Source organism: Streptomyces sp. NPDC031265 (genome assembly GCF_055570295.1).
Genome location: NZ_JBVIHM010000045.1, coordinates 33,148 through 51,048, shown reverse-complemented (window position 1 = coordinate 51,048; position 17,901 = coordinate 33,148). Strand labels below are relative to the sequence as shown.

General features: G+C 70.0%; 15 protein-coding genes. 4 read left to right on the top strand and 11 right to left on the bottom strand.

The window, feature by feature from the left end; translation table 11 throughout:
- Positions 1-291: 291 nt before the first annotated feature.
- From ACZ499_RS37750 to thyX, 3 genes are all read right to left on the bottom strand, one after another.
- Complete coding sequence (locus ACZ499_RS37750; protein WP_468413660.1) at positions 292-1,977, bottom strand: ribonuclease J; 1,686 nt, start codon at positions 1,975-1,977, stop codon at positions 292-294.
- A 134-nt stretch (positions 1,978-2,111) separates the two neighbouring features.
- Positions 2,112-3,011: a 4-hydroxy-tetrahydrodipicolinate synthase gene (gene dapA / locus ACZ499_RS37745; protein ID WP_468681423.1), complete on the bottom strand. Its 900-nt coding sequence runs from the start codon at positions 3,009-3,011 to the stop codon at positions 2,112-2,114.
- Between the two features lie 200 nt (positions 3,012-3,211).
- Complete coding sequence (thyX, locus tag ACZ499_RS37740; protein ID WP_468681421.1) at positions 3,212-3,952, bottom strand: FAD-dependent thymidylate synthase; 741 nt, start codon at positions 3,950-3,952, stop codon at positions 3,212-3,214.
- Between the two features lie 210 nt (positions 3,953-4,162).
- Between thyX and ACZ499_RS37735 the strand changes: the two genes are divergently transcribed.
- Together ACZ499_RS37735 and ACZ499_RS37730 are read left to right on the top strand one after the other, a co-directional pair.
- Positions 4,163-4,399, top strand: coding sequence for a hypothetical protein (locus ACZ499_RS37735; RefSeq protein ID WP_385825415.1), 237 nt, complete (start codon positions 4,163-4,165; stop codon positions 4,397-4,399).
- 127 nt (positions 4,400-4,526) lie between these two features.
- Positions 4,527-5,078: a PH domain-containing protein gene (locus ACZ499_RS37730; protein WP_468681420.1), complete on the top strand. Its 552-nt coding sequence runs from the start codon at positions 4,527-4,529 to the stop codon at positions 5,076-5,078.
- 49 nt (positions 5,079-5,127) lie between these two features.
- On the opposite strand, the gene ACZ499_RS37725 is transcribed toward ACZ499_RS37730, so the two are convergent.
- The 6 genes from ACZ499_RS37725 to eccD all read right to left on the bottom strand — a co-directional run bounded on the left by ACZ499_RS37725 (position 5,128) and on the right by eccD (position 12,240).
- Positions 5,128-5,571, bottom strand: coding sequence for a hypothetical protein (locus tag ACZ499_RS37725; RefSeq protein ID WP_385545921.1), 444 nt, complete (start codon positions 5,569-5,571; stop codon positions 5,128-5,130).
- A 15-nt stretch (positions 5,572-5,586) separates the two neighbouring features.
- Positions 5,587-6,339, bottom strand: a complete 753-nt coding sequence (dapB, locus tag ACZ499_RS37720; protein ID WP_361390733.1) for a 4-hydroxy-tetrahydrodipicolinate reductase — start codon at positions 6,337-6,339, stop codon at positions 5,587-5,589.
- A 34-nt stretch (positions 6,340-6,373) separates the two neighbouring features.
- Complete coding sequence (locus tag ACZ499_RS37715; protein WP_468681417.1) at positions 6,374-7,753, bottom strand: M16 family metallopeptidase; 1,380 nt, start codon at positions 7,751-7,753, stop codon at positions 6,374-6,376.
- The gene (locus ACZ499_RS37710) at positions 7,750-9,966 is read right to left on the bottom strand and encodes a polyribonucleotide nucleotidyltransferase (protein ID WP_385545930.1); all 2,217 of its coding nucleotides are present in this window, start codon (positions 9,964-9,966) and stop codon (positions 7,750-7,752) included. Before ACZ499_RS37710 ends, ACZ499_RS37715 begins: the two co-directional genes overlap by 4 nt.
- A 293-nt stretch (positions 9,967-10,259) precedes the next feature.
- The gene (gene rpsO / locus ACZ499_RS37705) at positions 10,260-10,550 is read right to left on the bottom strand and encodes a 30S ribosomal protein S15 (RefSeq protein WP_344078972.1); all 291 of its coding nucleotides are present in this window, start codon (positions 10,548-10,550) and stop codon (positions 10,260-10,262) included.
- Between the two features lie 217 nt (positions 10,551-10,767).
- The gene (eccD, locus tag ACZ499_RS37700; RefSeq protein ID WP_468681415.1) at positions 10,768-12,240 is read right to left on the bottom strand and encodes a type VII secretion integral membrane protein EccD; all 1,473 of its coding nucleotides are present in this window, start codon (positions 12,238-12,240) and stop codon (positions 10,768-10,770) included.
- Positions 12,241-12,412: 172 nt separating this feature from the next.
- On the opposite strand from eccD, the gene eccCa reads away from it, so the two are divergent.
- A complete protein-coding gene (eccCa, locus tag ACZ499_RS37695; RefSeq protein ID WP_468681413.1) occupies positions 12,413-16,360 on the top strand; it encodes a type VII secretion protein EccCa in 3,948 nt (1,315 codons plus the stop codon).
- 92 nt (positions 16,361-16,452) lie between these two features.
- Complete coding sequence (locus tag ACZ499_RS37690) at positions 16,453-16,686, top strand: DUF397 domain-containing protein (protein WP_385545939.1); 234 nt, start codon at positions 16,453-16,455, stop codon at positions 16,684-16,686.
- Positions 16,687-16,786: 100 nt separating this feature from the next.
- On the opposite strand, the gene ACZ499_RS37685 is transcribed toward ACZ499_RS37690, so the two are convergent.
- Both ACZ499_RS37685 and ACZ499_RS37680 read right to left on the bottom strand, forming a co-directional pair.
- Positions 16,787-17,095, bottom strand: coding sequence for a WXG100 family type VII secretion target (locus ACZ499_RS37685; RefSeq protein WP_468681410.1), 309 nt, complete (start codon positions 17,093-17,095; stop codon positions 16,787-16,789).
- Positions 17,096-17,184: 89 nt separating this feature from the next.
- Positions 17,185-17,550, bottom strand: coding sequence for a WXG100 family type VII secretion target (locus ACZ499_RS37680; protein WP_468413682.1), 366 nt, complete (start codon positions 17,548-17,550; stop codon positions 17,185-17,187).
- Between the last annotated feature and the right edge of the window lie 351 nt (positions 17,551-17,901).

Here is a 17,901-nt window from a genome sequence, read left to right as displayed (position 1 = left end):
TTCGTTTCCGACTCTATCAGACTCTTTCGCGTCCGATTCCCAGTCAGCGGGATTCGCTTTCCAGGTTTTCGCTTTCGCGTTTCCCTTTCCGGCGGCTCCGACTTTACCAGAGATTCTGAGTCGGAATTTCCCTCCCGTTCGGTTTCCCTGGTGTCCCGCGTCGATGACGCGGGAGGCACGCGAAGGTGCCGGGTTCCCGTCTGGAGGAGATGTAAACGTACTGGAGCGGGGCGCCCCGACGCAAATCGAGGGCCCCGCTCCGGGCGTACGCCGTTGGTATCAGACGGGTCGTCAGACCTCGACGACGACCGGGAGGATCATCGGGCGCCGACGGTACGTGTCCGAGACCCACTTGCCGACCGAGCGGCGGATCAGCTGCTGGAGCTGGTGGGGCTCCACGACGCCGTCCTGGGCCGACTTGTTGATCGCCTCTTCGACCTTCGAGAGCGCCGGCGTGAACGCCGAGTCCTCGATGCCGGAGCCGCGTGCCTGGATCGTCGGACCGCTGACGATCTTGCCGCTCGACGCGTCGATGACCACGAAGACCGAGATGATGCCCTCGTCCCCGAGGATGCGGCGGTCCTTGAGCGAGGACTCGGTGACGTCGCCGACCGAGAGGCCGTCCACGTACACGTAACCCGCCTGGACCTTGCCGACGATCTTCGCGGCGCCGTCGACCAGGTCGACGACCACGCCGTCCTCGGCGATGACGATGTGGTTCTTCGGGACGCCGGTGAGGGCTCCGAGCTCCGCGTTCGCCCGCAGGTGACGCCATTCGCCGTGGACCGGCATCAGGTTCTTCGGCTTGCAGATGTTGTAGAAGTACAGCAGCTCGCCGGCCGAGGCGTGGCCCGAGACGTGCACCTTGGCGTTGCCCTTGTGGACGACGTTCGCGCCCCAGCGGGTCAGGCCGTTGATGACGCGGTAGACCGCGTTCTCGTTGCCCGGGATCAGGGACGAAGCCAGGATCACCGTGTCGCCCTGGACGATCCGGATCTGGTGGTCGCGGTTGGCCATTCGGGACAGGGCCGCCATGGGCTCGCCCTGCGAACCGGTGCAGACCAGCACGACCTCGTCGTCCGGCAGGTCGTCGAGGGTCTTGACGTCCACGACGAGACCCGCGGGGACCTTCAGATAGCCGAGGTCGCGCGCGATGCCCATGTTGCGGACCATCGAGCGGCCGACGAAGGCGACCCGGCGGCCGTACTCGTGGGCGGCGTCCAGGATCTGCTGGATGCGGTGCACATGGCTGGCGAAGCTGGCCACGATGATCCGCTTGTCGGCGTTGGCGAACACCGTGCGCAGGACGTTGGAGATGTCCCGCTCCGGCGGCACGAAGCCGGGGACCTCGGCGTTCGTCGAGTCGGAGAGGAGGAGGTCGATGCCCTCCTCGCTCAGCCGGGCGAAGGCGTGCAGGTCCGTGAGGCGCCCGTCCAGCGGGAGCTGGTCCATCTTGAAGTCGCCGGTGGCGACGGCCAGGCCCGCGGGGGTGCGGATGGCGACTGCGAGGGCGTCCGGGATGGAGTGGTTGACCGCGATGAACTCGCAGTCGAAGGGGCCCAGGCGCTCGCGGTCGCCCTCGGCGACCTCCAGCGTGTACGGGCGGATGCGGTGCTCCTGGAGCTTCGCCTCGATCAGCGCGAGGGTCAGCTTGGAGCCGATCAGCGGGATGTCCGGCTTCTCGCGGAGCAGGTACGGGACGCCGCCGATGTGGTCCTCGTGGCCGTGCGTGAGCACGATGCCCTCGATGTCGTCGAGGCGGTCCCTGATGCTGCTGAAGTCCGGCAGGATCAGGTCGACGCCGGGCTGCTCCTCCTCGGGGAAGAGCACGCCGCAGTCGACGATGAGCAGGCGGCCGCCGTACTCGAAGACCGTCATGTTCCGGCCGATTTCGCCGAGGCCGCCGAGCGGGGTGACGCGCAGGCCGTTCTTGGGAAGCTGCGGCGGGGTGCCGAGTTCGGGATGCGGATGACTCAAAAGACTCTCCTCACCACGCACGCCACGTACCTATAGGGCACGTGGCGCGCATGACATTCGTGCACTTGCTGTTGTCGGTTTCGTTCTGCGTATTCAGTTGTGAAGTCTGTGGTGACAGCTCTACCCCGCAGGAGCTAGAGCTGTACCCCGCCGGCCGCAAGATCGATCTTGAGCTGGGCGGTTTCCTCCGCCGTCAGGTCGACCATCGGCAGTCGCAGCGGCCCGCCGGGGAGCCCCTGGAGGGCCAGCGCGGCCTTGGTGGTGATCACTCCCTGGGTACGGAACATGCCCGTGTACACCGGGAGCAGCCGCTGGTGGATCTCGGTGGCCTTCTGGACGTTGCCCGAGAGGTACGCGTCGAGGAGCGCACGCAGCTCGGGGGTGACCACATGGCCGACGACGGAGACGAAGCCGACAGCGCCGACCGAGAGCAGCGGCAGGTTGAGCATGTCGTCGCCGGAGTACCAGGCGAGGCCGGAGCGGGCGATGGCCCAGCTGGCACGGCCGAGGTCGCCCTTGGCGTCCTTGTTGGCGACGATACGCGGGTGCTCGGCGAGGCGCACCAAGGTTTCGGTGTCGATCGGGACACCGCTGCGGCCGGGGATGTCGTAGAGCATCACCGGGAGCTCGGTGGCGTCGGCGATGGCCGAGAAGTGCCGGTACAGGCCCTCCTGAGGGGGCTTGTTGTAGTACGGCGTGACAGCGAGCAGGCCGTGTGCGCCGGAGCGTTCGGCCGTGCGGGCCAGCTCCAGGGTGTGACGCGTGTCATTGGTGCCGATGCCGGCGACGACGTGGGCCCGGTCTCCGACCGCTTCCAGTACGGCCTGTACGAGCTGGTCTTTCTCCGCGTCGCTGGTGGTCGGGGACTCGCCGGTGGTGCCGTTGACGATCAGTCCGTCGTTACCTGCGTCGACCAGGTGGACGGCGAGCCGCTGCGCGCCGTCGAGGTCGAGTGCGCCGTCCGCCGTGAAGGGCGTGACCATGGCGGTGAGGACCCGCCCGAAGGGGGTCTGCGGAGTGGAGATCGGAGCCATGGGTAACACGCTACTCGCTGCTCAGCGCCGGGTGTCCCCTCGGGGGACCTGGCAGAGGGAGCCCGGCACTGCCTGCTCGGGGGTTCAAGCAGTGCCGGGTCCGTTTGATCAGCCTAGATGAACTTCATGAAACGCCGCAATACGGACACTTTGCGCGGGCTGTCCGTACACCTGTGCCCGTACAGGCGGATTCGGACCACTTACGGGGCGACGCGGCCGTTGGTGTTGAAGGCGGCATAGGTGAGCGGCATCAGCTTCGCCCAATGCCCCTCCATCTTCTCACCGACCATCTCGATCTCCCGCTGCGGGAACGACGGCACCTTCGCCTGCTCGTGCTGGGTGCGCAGCCCCAGGAAGTGCATCAGGGAACGGGCGTTGCACGTCGCGTACATCGACGAGAACAGGCCGACCGGGAGCACGGCGCGGGCGACCTCGCGGGCCACGCCCGCCGCCAGCATCTCCTGGTACGCCTCGTACGCCTGGCGGTAGGAGTCCTCCATCACGGGGGCTGTCAGCTCCTGCTGGGCCTCGGTGCCCGCCACGAACTCGTACTTGCCGGGGCGGCCCTGCTGGATGAGCTTGCGGTCGGCTCCCGGCACGTAGAACACCGGCTGGAGCTCCCGGTAGCGGCCGGACTCCTCGTTGTACGACCAGCCCACCCGGTGCCGCATGAACTCGCGGAAGACGAAGATGGGGGCGCTGATGAAGAACGTCATCGAGTTGTGCTCGAAGGGGCTGCCGTGCCGGTCCCGCATCAGGTAGTTGATCAAGCCGCGGGAGCGCTCGGGGTCCTTCTGGAGCTCCTCCAGAGACTGCTCGCCGGCGGTGGAGACACGGGCCGCCCACAGCACGTCGGAGTCGCCCGCCGTGTGCTTCACCAGCTCGACGGTGACGTCACCGCGGAAGCTGGGCGTGAGGTCTGCGGCGGGAGTGTCGGTCACCGACGGGTCCTTCCAGTTGGTACGGCGGCGACCACCTTACGGCCCGGCACCGACAACGCCCGCCGTGACGAACCGTCATAGAATTCTTCGGCCAATTCGGGAATTCGGGCACCAATCCTCAACTCCGCGCGTCTGTATCAGTAGACGCATCACAGTTCGAGCACACCACCACAGCCCGTGCACCACCCCAGAGGCAAGGAGAAGCCCCTCATGTTCCGCCGGCGGGAGTCCGTCCCCTTCACGTTCGTCGCCGAGGCCGACCGCTTCCGCAGCAATGTCGCCCCGCCGCCGCGCGAGCGTGCCGGCGCCGGTCGAATACTGGGCCGTACGCTGGTCGGGCTCACTGTGGTCGCCGGGCTCGCGGGCTCGCTCCTGTTCGGCCTGCCCGCGCTCGAACCGGCCCAGTCTCCGGGACACTCCCAGCAGTCCCAGGCGGACGGCCGCTGACTCTCCCCCATCGTCCGAGTGGCGTGGGAGACACCCCCATGGCCCCCCGAAAGTGGTCGTCCGACTGCCTCCTGGGTAGCCTCACCGGGCACAGCCAATCGAGCGTGCTTGTGAGTGAGGATCAGTCGTGCCCCTGCCCTTCCTGACGGCCGACCGCGCATTCGATGCGACCGCCGACGATGTCGCGCTGCCCTTCGACGACCACGACCGCTGGCGGCGTCCCTACCGACCGGGCCCCTGGCGGGTCGGAGCAGCCGCCGTGCTGCTGCTCCTGGCCTCGTTCGTGCTGCTCGCCGCGGTGATCATCGCGTTCACCAGCGGTCCGGCCGCGGCGCTCGCTGTCCTGGTGGTCGCCCTCGCCGTGATCGCGTCGGCGCTGCGGCTGCTGCGGATGGGCGTCTGGGTCAGCCGGGCCGGGCTGCGGCGGGTCCGCTTCCTGCGCACCTCCACGATGCCGTGGCAGCAGATCGAGAACGTGCGGACGGTGCAGCAGCCGGTGCGGTGGCTCGGGCTGCCCCGGACCGTGCAGGGGCAGGCACTGCTCGTCTCCCGGCGCGGCGGGGCGACGCTTCCGGTGCTGCTCACCGACCACAACGCGGACTTCCTGTCGCGCGTCGAGGCGTTCGACCGGGCGGCCGACACGGTGGAGGTCTGGGGCGCGGAGTACGGGCGCCCCTGATCCCGGGCGGTGCCCCGCGGGGCACCGGCGTACAAAGCACTCCGCCGGACTACTCCGCCGCCTCCCGCAGCGTGATAGCTCGCTGCATCGCCTTGCGGGCGCGGGGGGTGTCGCGGGCGTCCTGGTAGGCCACGGCCAGGCGGAACCAGCAGCGCCAGTCGTTCGGCGCGTCCTCCGTCTCGGCCTTGCGGCGGGCGAAGACCTCGTCGGCCGAGTCGCGGTCGATGCGGCCGGCCGGGGTGCGGACCAGTTCGTCGACCGGGAGGCCGCCCTCGGCCTCCAGTTCGGCGGCGAGGGCGTTGGCCCGGGTCACGAAGCGGGTGTTGGCCCAGAGGAACCAGATGCCGATCAGCGGCAGCACCAGGACCGCGATCCCCATGGTGACGGTGATCAGCTTGCCGTCCTGGATGAGCATCAGGCCCCGGCTGCCGACCAGGACGAAGTAGAAGACCAGGACGGCAGCCGTGACGAAGTAAGTGATCTTTGCGCGCATGACCGGCAGTCCAGCTCAGTTCAGGTCGAGGAAGTGTTCCAGGCCGAAGGTCAGGCCCGGAGTGGTCACCACGCGGCGCGCGCCGAGCAGGATGCCCGGCATGAAGCTGCTGTGGTGGAGCGAGTCATGACGGATCGTCAACGTCTCGCCCTCGGCGCCCAGGAGGACCTCCTGGTGCGCCAGCAGACCGCGCAGCCGGACCGCGTGGACGGGGACGCCGTCGACGTCCGCGCCGCGCGCCCCGTCCAGCGCCGTCGCCGTGGCGTCCGGCGCGGGGCCGACCCCCGCCTCGGCGCGGGCCGCCGCGATCAGCTGCGCGGTGCGCGTCGCGGTGCCCGAGGGCGCGTCCACCTTGTTGGGATGGTGCAGTTCGACGACCTCGACGGACTCGAAGTAGGGGGCGGCGAGCTGCGCGAACTTCATCGTCAGGACGGCCCCGATGGAGAAGTTCGGCGCGATGAGCACACCGGTGGACGGCGAGCCGTCCAGCCAGGTGGTGAGCTGCGCGAGGCGGTCCTCGGTCCAGCCGGTGGTGCCGACGACCGCGTGCATCCCGTGGCGCACACAGAAGTCGAGGTTGCCCATCACCGAGGCGGGGGTGGTCAGTTCGACCACGACCTGGGCGTCCGCGTCGGCGAGCGCCTCCAGCTTGTCGCCCCGGCCCAGCGCGGCCACCAGCTCCATGTCCTCGGCCGCTTCCACGGCCCGTACCGCTTCGGAACCGATGCGGCCCTTGGCGCCGAGAACCGCCACGCGCAGCTTGCTCATGTTGCTTCCTTACGTCCTTGCGTACACGTACGGATCAGGAGACCGCTTCATGGAGGCGGTCGGCCTGCTTGTCCTTCAGCGGGCCGATGACGGACAGCGAGGGACGCCGGCCCAGCACATCACGGGCCACCTCGCGGACGTCGTCCGGGGTGACCGCGGCTATCCGGGCCAGCATGTCGTCGACCGACATCTGGGTGCCCCAGCACAGCTCGCTCTTGCCGATGCGGTTCATCAGCGCGCCCGTGTCCTCAAGGCCCAGGACGGTCGAGCCGGAGAGCTGGCCGACCGCGCGGCCGATCTCCTCGTCCGACAGCCCGTCCGAGGCGACCCGGTCCAGCTCGTCCCGGCAGATCTTCAGGACGTCGTGGACCTGGCTGGGGCGGCAGCCCGCGTACACGCCGAACAGGCCGCAGTCGGCGAAGCCCGAGGTGTACGAGTACACGCTGTAGGCGAGGCCGCGCTTCTCCCGTACCTCCTGGAAGAGGCGGGACGACATACCGCCGCCCAGGGCCGTGTTCAGCACGCCGAGCGCCCAGCGGCGCTCGTCGGTGCGGGCCAGGCCCGGCATGCCGAGGACGACGTGCGCCTGCTCGGTGCGCCGGTTGAGGAGCTCGACGCGGCCCGCCGTCTTCAGGGTGCGGACGCCCTCGCGCGGGGCGACCGGGACCGCGTCCGTACGGGTGAGGGCGCCGGCCTTCTCGAAGGCCTTGCGGACCTGGCGTACGACGGTGGCGTGGTCGACGTTTCCGGCGGCCGCGACGACCAGGTGGCGCGGGTCGTAGTGCTTCTTGTAGAAGCGGGCGACCTGCGCCCGGGTCAGCGCGTTGATCGTGTCGACCGTGCCGAGGACCGGGCGGCCCAGCGGGGTGTCGCCGAGCATGGTGTGCGCGAACAGGTCGTGCACGCAGTCGCCCGGGTCGTCCTCGGTCATCGCGATCTCTTCGAGGATGACACCGCGCTCGGCGTCCACATCCTCTTCGAGGATGAGGGAGCCGGTCAGCATGTCGCAGACGACGTCGATCGCCAGCGGCAGGTCGGTGTCGAGCACGCGCGCGTAGTAGCAGGTGTACTCCTTCGCCGTGAAGGCGTTCATCTCGCCGCCGACCGCGTCGATCGCGGAGGAGATGTCGAGGGCGCTGCGCTTGCGCGTGCCCTTGAAGAGGAGGTGCTCCAGATAGTGCGTGGCGCCGTTGAGCGTGGGCGTCTCGTCGCGGGAGCCGACCTGGACCCAGATGCCGAAGGTCGCCGACCGTACGGAGGGCAGCGTCTCGGTGACGACGCGCAGGCCGCCGGGAAGGGTCGTGCGGCGGACGGTGCCGATGCCGTTGGTGCCCTGGAGAAGCGTTTGGGTACGGGCGACGGCCCGCGCCTCCGAAGAGGTGCGGGCCGTCGTCTTGGAGCTACGGGACGTCACTTGTCGGTGTCGTCCTTCGTCTCGTCGCCGTCTTCACCCTCGACGACCGGGATCAGCGAGAGCTTGCCGCGGGAGTCGATCTCCGCGATCTCGACCTGGACCTTGGAGCCGACCGCGAGCACGTCCTCGACGTTCTCCACGCGCTTGCCACCGGCGAGCTTGCGGATCTGCGAGATGTGCAGCAGACCGTCCTTGCCGGGCATGAGGGAGACGAAGGCACCGAAGGTGGTGGTCTTGACGACCGTACCCAGGTAGCGCTCGCCGACCTCCGGCATGGTCGGGTTGGCGATCGCGTTGATCGTGGCGCGGGCGGCCTCGGCCTGCGAGCCGACCTGGGCACCGATGTAGATGGTGCCGTCGTCCTCGATCGTGATCTCGGCGCCGGTGTCCTCCTGGATCTGGTTGATCATCTTGCCCTTGGGGCCGATGACCTCACCGATCTTGTCCACCGGGATCTTGACGGTGATGATCCGCGGGGCATTCGGGGACATCTCGTCCGGCGTGTCGATCGCTTCCATCATCACGTCGAGGATGTGGAGGCGGGCGTCGCGGGCCTGCTTGAGGGCCGCGGCCAGGACGGAGGCCGGGATGCCGTCCAGCTTGGTGTCGAGCTGGAGGGCGGTGACGAACTCCTTCGTACCGGCGACCTTGAAGTCCATGTCGCCGAAGGCGTCCTCCGCACCGAGGATGTCGGTGAGGGCGACGTAGTGCGTCTTGCCGTCGATCTCCTGGGAGATCAGACCCATGGCGATACCGGCGACGGGGGCCTTGAGCGGCACACCGGCGTTCAGCAGCGACATGGTGGAGGCGCAGACCGAGCCCATGGACGTCGAGCCGTTGGAGCCGAGGGCCTCGGACACCTGACGGATCGCGTACGGGAACTCCTCGCGCGTCGGCAGGACCGGCACGATCGCGCGCTCGGCGAGCGCGCCGTGGCCGATCTCGCGGCGCTTGGGCGAGCCCACGCGGCCGGTCTCGCCGACCGAGTACGGCGGGAAGTTGTAGTTGTGCATGTAGCGCTTGCGGGTCACCGGGGAAAGGGTGTCCAGCTGCTGCTCCATACGGAGCATGTTGAGGGTGGTGACGCCCAGGATCTGGGTCTCGCCACGCTCGAACAGCGCCGAGCCGTGCACGCGCGGGATGGCCTCGACCTCGGCGGCCAGGGTACGGATGTCCGTGATCCCGCGGCCGTCGATGCGGACCTTGTCCTTGATGACGCGCTCGCGGACCAGCTTCTTGGTCAGCGCGCGGTACGCGGCGGAGATCTCCTTCTCGCGGCCCTCGAAGGCCGGCAGGAGCTTCTCGGCGGCCAGCTCCTTGACGCGGTCCAGCTCGGCCTCGCGGTCCAGCTTGCCCGCGATGGTCAGCGCCTGGGCGAGCTCGCCCTTGACCGCGGCGCTGAGCGCCTCCAGGACGTCGTCCTGGTAGTCGAGGAAGACCGGGAACTCGCCGGTCGGCTTCGCGGCCTTGGCGGCGAGCTCGGCCTGGGCCTTGCAGAGCACCTTGATGAAGGGCTTCGCGGCGTCCAGACCGGCGGCGACGACCTCCTCGGTCGGCGCCTCGGCGCCGCCCTTGACCAGCTGGATCGTCTTGTCGGTGGCCTCGGCCTCGACCATCATGATCGCGACGTCGCCGTCCTCGAGGGCGCGACCCGCGACGACCATGTCGAAGACGGCGTCCTCGAGCTCGGTGTGCGTCGGGAAGGCCACCCACTGGCCGCGGATCAGCGCGACGCGGACGCCGCCGATCGGGCCGGAGAAGGGCAGGCCGGCCAGCTGCGTGGAGCAGGAGGCGGCGTTGATGGCGACCACGTCGTACAGGTGGTCGGGGTTGAGCGCCATGATCGTGGCGACGACCTGGATCTCGTTGCGCAGTCCCTTCTTGAAGGACGGGCGCAGCGGGCGGTCGATCAGGCGGCAGGTGAGGATCGCGTCCTCGGAGGGGCGGCCCTCCCGGCGGAAGAAGGAGCCGGGGATCTTGCCGGCCGCGTACATCCGCTCCTCGACGTCCACCGTCAGGGGGAAGAAGTCGAGCTGGTCCTTGGGCTTCTTGGACGCGGTGGTGGCCGAAAGGACCATCGTGTCGTCGTCCAGGTACGCGACGGCGGAGCCGGCGGCCTGCTTGGCCAGGCGGCCCGTCTCGAAGCGGATGGTGCGGGTGCCGAAGGATCCGTTGTCAATAACGGCCTCGGCGTAGTGGGTCTCGTTCTCCACTAGCATTTTCTCCGATACTCATCGTCTTTCGTCCCCGGGCCCGTGTGGCGGGGGGACGGTGTGGCGGAGAAGCCCTCCTGGGCTGCGGACCGGTCTTCGATCGAAGCATCCGGGGGCGTTGTCTCCCCGGAGGCCACTACCGAGGACCGGCGGCGGGAGGAGGCTTCTCGCTCATTGTGTGTTGCGTTGCGTGTTGCGTTGTACGACCAGACTACTGAGCGTCCGGTACGTCCCGCACGTACAGCAAAGGGAGCGGCCCCCTAATAGGTGGGAACCGCTCCCTTCACGGCGACTTACTTGGCGCCGCCGGCCGCACCGCGGCGGATGCCCAGGCGGTCGACCAGCGTACGGAAGCGCTGGATGTCCTTCTTGGCCAGGTACTGCAGCAGGCGGCGGCGCTGGCCCACCAGGATCAGCAGACCACGACGGGAGTGGTGGTCGTGCTTGTGGGTCTTGAGGTGCTCGGTCAGGTCCGAGATGCGGCGGGAGAGCATGGCGACCTGAACCTCGGGGGAGCCGGTGTCGCCCTCCTTCTGGCCGAACTCGGACATGATCTGCTTCTTCGTAGCGGCGTCGAGAGACACTCGGTACTCCTCGTAGTCGAAATGTGCCACCGAGTGCCCCTGGTCTTTGTCTCAGGGGAGCTTCCGTTACTCGGGAGGCGGGGATCCGCTGGGCGCAGCCTTCAGAAGAATCCGAAGACGCGTACACAAACGGCCGTCACACAGCGTACCAGTACGCCGGGACTCGTCCGATCGGGGGTCGCCCGCCCCCGGGCGTGTCCCGGGGCCCCCGGGCCCGTCAGCCGCTGGTGAGCGAGCGGGCCCGGTCGAAGATGTCCAGGACGGCCAGGCAGAGCGGGACCAGCGAGAGCAGTACGGCGCCCTCGGCGAGGTCGAGGGTGCGGCCCCAGAACGGCGAGAGGCCCTTCTTCGGGATGATCAGGCCGATGGCGGTGATCAGGGCCGCGCCGGCCGCGACGGCCGCGGAGAGCCAGATCGTACGGATGTCGAGGGAGCCCCGGTCGCCGTAGCGGACGAAGTCGTACAGCAGGTCGCCGGGCGGGTTCAGGGAGAGGCCGAGGACCAGCAGGGCGATCGCGGCGATCCCGGCCACCAGGACGCAGGCGACCTGCGAGGTGTAGCGGAACAGACGCGCGCGCAGCAGCATGGCGAGCCCGGCGGCGAGCGCGAGGAGCTGGCCGTAGACGCTGTGCGAGAAGCCGAGGACGGCGGCGGAGCCGACCACGGTCGCGGCGCAGCCGCCGACCAGGCCGAGCAGCATCTCGTGGCCGCGCCGGGCCTGGGCGGCTATGCGCTCGGCGTCGACGGGGCGGGCGTCGGGGGCGCTGCTGGGCTCGGCGCCGAAGTCGTCTCCGGCGGCGCTGCGCGGGGAGGCGTAGCCGATGGGGAGCCGGGCGAAGCGGGCCGAGAGACCCGGCAGGAAGGCGACCAGGCCGATGGCGACCGGGGCGCAGACCGCGGCCGTCCGGGTGGCGGTGGACTCGGTGAGGATCGCCACGAAGGTGGCGAGGGTGCCGGTGGCGGCGAGGAAGGTGGCCGCCACGAACGGGGCGTCGCCGCTCGGGGTGAGGACGACCAGGGACACCGAGGCGACCAGGACGGTGACGCAGCCGAGCAGGAACTGGAGCTTGCCGGGTCCGTCGCCGCTGTCCGGGCCGATGATGCCGGAGCCGGCGATCAGCAGCAGCGGCAGCGCGCCCAGGCCCAGGGCCACGGCGCTGGCGCGGTCGGAGTAGACCCGGGCCCGGACCCCCGCGAAGGCGGTGAGCAGCAGTCCCGCGGAGCCCGCGATGATGCCGGGCAGGCCGTGCATGTCGTGGTCGACCGGGTCCGCGTACCAGAGGACGAAGCCCATCAGGACGAGCAGCAGGACGCCGCCGACCAGGCCGGCGCCGCGCAGCAGGTCGTCGCTCCACAGATGGCGGTCGCGGGTGACGGCCGAGGCGACGGCATCCGAGACGTCGTCGAAGACGGCGGGCGGCAGCGACTCGGCGAACGGGCGCAGGCTCAGCAGTTCCCCGTCGAGGACCTGCTGGGCCGCGAGGGTGCGGGCGCCGTCGAGGACGGTGCCGTCGCGGCGCACCAGGTGGTAGCCGGTGGGCGCGCCCGCCGGCTGGGTCTGGCCGGTGAGCCGGAGGATCTCCGGATAGACGTCGGCGACGGCGATGTCCTCCGGGAGGGCCACATCGATGCGACTGTCGGGCGCCACCACCGTGACCCGGCAGAAGCCTGTCGCTGCGGTCGTACTCACGTCCTCGGACCCCCTGATTCGCGGTTGCGCACACTGCGCGCGCCACCCTACCGGGCTCCGGTGTCACAGGCTGCAAGTAGGATCACCGTCGCGCGCAGGGAGTCCCCGAAATGAGCGGTCACGGGGGCGCCGGAACGCAAGTGACCGTCCGTATCGAGGGATTGATGCTCCGGTGAGCCAGATCGTCGTCAAACGCCCGCCGCGGTCCTTGCCGCCCGAAGTGTCCTCGGACGAACTGCGGCTGGAGGCACCGCCGGAGCTGCCGCGCGGACAGCAGGAGTCGATGCTGATGCAGCTCCTGCCGATGCTCGGCATGGGCTCGTCGGTGGTGTTCTTCTTCATGCCCAACTCGGCACCGTTCATGAAGATCATGGGCGCGCTGATGCTGGTGTCGACGCTGGCCATGGTGATCGCGCAGCTGGTGAAGTTCCGCAAGGGTGCGCAGGGGCAAATGGCAGATGTCCGGCGCGACTACCTCAAGTACCTCGCCCAGACGCGGCGCACGGTGCGCAAGACCGCGCGCCGCCAGCGCGACGCGCAGCTGTATCTGCACCCGGCGCCCGAGCAGTTGTGGTCGGTGGTCGCGGAGGGCTCGCGGGTCTGGGAGCGCCGGGTCGGCGACGACGACTTCGGGCAGGCCCGGATCGGCCTGGGCGCCCAGCAGCTCGCCACCCCGCTGATAGCGCCGGAGACGGCGCCGGTGGACGAGCTGGAGCCGCTGTGCGCGGGCGCGATGCAGCAGTTCCTGGCGGTGCACGGCTCGCTGGACGGGCTGCCGATGGCGGTCTCGATGCGCGCCTTCTACCACGTGACGGTCTCCGGCGACCCGGACGCCTCCCAGTCGGCGGCGCGCGCGCTGGTGGCGCAGCTGGTGACGCTGCACTCCGCCGACGACCTGATGGTCGCCGTGGTGGCGGCTCCGGGCGCGGTGGAACGCTGGGACTGGACGAAGTGGCTGCCGCACACCCAGGTGCCCGGCCAGGTCGACGGGGCCGGTACGAAGCGGCTGTTCGGTGACGACCTGGGCGAGCTGGAGCTGCTGCTGCGCAGCAGGCTGGACGGGCGGCCGCGGTTCAGCCGGGACAACCAGCCGGTCCTGGACCAGCCGCACCTGGTGGTGGTCCTGGACGGCGGGATGGTGCCGCCGGACTCGATGTTCGCGGCCGCCGAGGGGCTGCAGGGCGTCACCATCATCGAGGTGGTGCCGGGCGAGCTCGACGAGCCGCGCGGCGGTCTCTCGGTGGTCGTGCGGCCGGGCCGGCTGCGCCTGGAGTCGGGCTTCGGGATGGCGTACGAGGGCGTGCCCGACCAGATGTCGCTGCCGGCCGCCGAGGCGCTGGCCCGCCAGCTCGCGCCGCTGCAGATGGGCGGCGGGGACGACGACGAGCCGCTGCTCGCCAACCTGGACTTCACGGACCTGCTGAACCTGGGCGACGCGGGCTCCATCGACGTGGCCCGCACCTGGCGGCCGCGCTCGACGGCCGAGCGGCTGCGGGTGCCGATCGGTGTCGGCGAGGACGGCCAGCCGGTGATGCTGGACCTCAAGGAGGCGGCGCAGGAGGGCATGGGCCCGCACGGCCTCTGCGTGGGTGCGACCGGCTCCGGCAAGTCGGAGCTGCTGCGCACCCTGGTGCTCGGCCTCGCGGTCACCCACACCTCGGAGACTCTGAACTTCGTCCTCGCGGACTTCAAGGGCGGCGCGACCTTCACAGGTATGTCGCAGATGCCGCACGTGGCGGCGGTCATCACCAACCTGGCGGACGACCTCACCCTGGTCGACCGCATGGGCGACGCGATCCGCGGCGAGCTCCAGCGCCGCCAGGAGCTGCTGCGCTCGGCGGGCAACTACGCCAACATGCACGACTACGAGAAGGCGCGCGCGGCGGGCGCCCCGCTGGAGCCGCTGGCCTCGCTGGTCCTGGTGATCGACGAGTTCTCCGAACTCCTCACCGCCAAGCCCGACTTCATCGACATGTTCATCCAGATCGGCCGCATCGGCCGCTCCCTGGGCGTGCACCTGCTGCTGGCCTCGCAGCGCCTGGAGGAGGGCAAGCTGCGCGGCCTCGACACGTACCTCTCGTACCGCGTGGGTCTGCGCACCTTCTCGGCGGCCGAGTCGCGTACGGCGCTCGGCGTCCCCGACGCCTACCACCTGCCGTCGGTGCCGGGCTCGGGCTACCTCAAGTTCGGCACGGACGAGATGGTCCGCTTCAAGGCGGCGTACGTGTCGGGCACCTACCGCTCCGGCGGCCCCGACCTGTCGGTGGGCCCGCTGCCCATCGAGCGGCGCCCCGCGCTGTTCACCGCGACCCCGGTGCCGGTCGTCTACGCGGCGCCCGACCCGGCGGCCCTCAGGGGCCCGGGCGAGGACGACGCGCTGGCCGACACGGTGCTCGACGTGATCGTGCGGCGCCTGGAGGGGCAGGGCGTGCCGGCCCACCAGGTGTGGCTGCCGCCGCTGGACGACGCGCCCTCGCTCGACCAGCTGCTGCCGGGCATCGCGACGACCGCGGAGCGCGGTCTGAGCGCGACGGAGTACACCCGCCCGGGCGGTCTGATCGTGCCGCTCGGCCTCATCGACAAGCCCTTCGAGCAGCGCCGCGAGGTGCTCTACCGGGACTTCTCGGGCGCGGCGGGCCACATGCTGCTCGTCGGCGGCCCGCAGTCCGGCAAGTCGACGCTGCTGCGCACCCTGATCTCGTCGTTCGCGCTCACCCACACCCCGCACGAAGTGCAGTTCTACGGGCTCGACTTCGGCGGTGGCGGTCTGTCGGCCGTCGCCGACCTGCCGCACGTGGGCGGCATCGCCTCGCGCCTGGACCCCGAGCGGGTGCGGCGTACGGTGGCGGAGGTCGCGGGCGTGCTGAACCGGCGCGAGGAGTTCTTCCGCGCCAACGGCATCGACTCCATCTCCACCTACCGGCGCCGCCGCGCGGCCGGTGAGCTGCCGGGCGAGGCCTGGGGCGACGTGTTCCTGGTCATCGACGGCTGGGGCGCGTTCCGCGGCGACTACGAGATGCTCGACGGCGTCGTCCAGGACATCGCGAGCCGGGGCCTCGGCTACGGCATCCACGTCATCCTCACCGCCTCCCGCTACATGGAGGTGCGCGCCGCGCTCAAGGACCAGATCCTGGGCCGGCTGGAGCTGCGGCTCGGCGACTCGATGGACTCCGAGTTCGACCGCAAGGTCGCCGCGAACGTGCCGGTGGGCATGCCGGGCCGCGGCCAGGTCGCGGAGAAGCTGCACTTCATGTCGGCGCTGCCGCGCATGGACGGCTCGTGCGAGCCGGAGACGCTCTCCGAGGCGACCGAGGCGTTCGTGCGCACGGTCAAGGAGGCGTGGCAGGGCCCGGCGGCCCCCACCGTCCGGCTGCTCCCCCGCAGGCTCCCGGCCGACCAGCTGCCGAAGGGCTTCGAGTACCCGCAGCACGGTGTGGCGATCGGCATCGACGAGACCAATCTGGAGCCGGTGTTCGTCGACTTCGAGACCGACCCGTTCTTCCTCGTCTTCGGTGAGAGCGAGTCGGGCAAGACGGCGCTGCTGCGCCACCTCGCCCAGAAGATCTCCGAGCGGTACTCGCCGGACGAGGCGAAGATCGTGGTCGGCGACTACCGCCGCTCGCTCCTGGACGTGGTCCCTCAGACGCATCTGCTGGAGTACGCGCCGCTGTCCAGCGCGCTGGAGATGCATATGAACGCCCTGGCGGACCTGATGGTGCGCCGCCAGCCGCCGCCGGACGTGACCCCGCAGCAGCTGCGCGACCGCTCCTGGTGGACGGGCCCGCAGGTCTTCATCATCGTCGACGACTACGAGCTGGTCTCGACGAACGCGGGCAACCCGCTCTCGGTGATGGTGGAGAACCTGCCGTTCTCCCGGGACGTCGGCGTCCGCTTCATCATCGCCCGCAGCTCGGCGGGCGCGTCCCGCTCGATGTACGAGTCCTTCATGCAGCGCATCAAGGAACTCGGCGCACAGGGCGTGGTCCTGTCCGGCGACCCGAACGAGGGCGACGTCCTCGGCAACGTCCGCCCCCGCCCGATGCCGCAGGGCCGCGGCTACTTCGTCTCCCGCAAGCGCGGCACACCGCTGGTGCAGCTGGGCTGGCTCCCGGAGCAGTGACGGCCGTGCGGTGACAGTAGGTGGAACGGGCGGTACGGGCCGCCCGCTCCAACTACGCTGACAGGCACTGAACTTCGAAGGGAACGTGCTACATGGGCAGCGAACGTGAGAAGGAAGAGCTGTACGCCCTGGACATCTCGGGCGTGGAGTGGGTCAGCGCACCCGGCACCGAAGAGGCGGAGGAGCGGGTGGAGATCGCCCATCTGCCCGGCGGCGCCGTCGCGATGCGGTCGTCGCTCGACCCGGACACCGTGCTGCGGTACACGGAGGCGGAGTGGACGGCGTTCGTCCTGGGGGCGCGGGACGGCGAGTTCGACCTGCGCTGAGCGCCGGCGCGCGGCGGGGCCGTGAGCGGCCACAGCGAACATACGGAAGGGGGTCACGCCCGTGCGGGCGTGACCCCCTTTCCCTGCGCCTGCCCTTGGATCAGTAGCCCTCGGTGAACAGCCGCGACGCCTTCAGGTCGGTCGCGTGGTAGCTGTCCTTGCCGGTCTCGATCGTCTTGGCGATCTTCTCCAGCGTCTGCTGGATGTCGTGCGCGTCGGCCCGGTAGTCCTTCTGGACCTTCAGGTACTGACCGTGCGCCTCGCCGTCCCAGGTGTTGGCGACGACGTTGACGGCCGCCTCCATGCGCCCGAGGTCGTCCGTGATGCGCTTGGAGATGGCGCGGATGCTGTTCGCGATCTCCTGGACGTTCTCATACCGAATCTTGAGGTCGGGACCCAAGTCGCCCATGTCTGCTCCTCGTGAAGTCTGAAGTGTGGTGGCTGCGTACGTGCGGAGGCCTGCGGGCCTGGCTGCCGGACGGCGCCCGGCGACGCTGCCTAGAGGCCGTTGATGCCCGAGGTGTTGGGCACGCCGCCGCTGGCGGCGCCACCCTCCGCGTTGATCGCCCGGAACGCGGCGTCGACCTCTTCGTCGTTCTCCTGGTTGAGGTTCTTCGTGCCGATCACGGCGTTGTAGAGGACGTCCAGCTTGCGGCGGATGTCGTCGTGGCGCCGGTTCAGCGTGTCCTGGGCGGTCACGAACTGGTTGGCACCGGAACCGGACCACCCGGCACCGACCGTGGCGATCGCGTCGGCCAGCACGCGGATCTGCTGGCTCATGTCGTGCGCGGTTTCCTCAATGGCGTTCTTGGCCTTGGTGACGGCCTCGTAGCCAATGCTCTGACCACCGGGATTGGAGCTCATTCTCTTCCCTCTCGTGAGTGTCCGAGCGAGTGTTTACGCTCGCTTGTTGCGTACACGTACCGCCGCGAAGGCGCCGCCGATGAGAACGGCGGCCGCGGCGATGATGGCGATGACGGTCCAGGGCGCGGAGTCCTTGTCCTCGGACCCCGAGTCCGCGGCCTTGCCGGCCTGCGGCTTCTCCTGGTCGCCACTGCCTGCCCCCTTGTCTGCTGTGTCTGCGGGAGAGGGGGAAGTCGTGGGTGTGCCGGGGGGGGGGGGGGGGGGCGGGGGGGGGGGGGGGGGGGGGGGGGGGGGGGGGGGGGGGGGTGTGGTGGAGGGGGGGGGGAGGGGGGAGGTGGGCGGAGAGGCCTG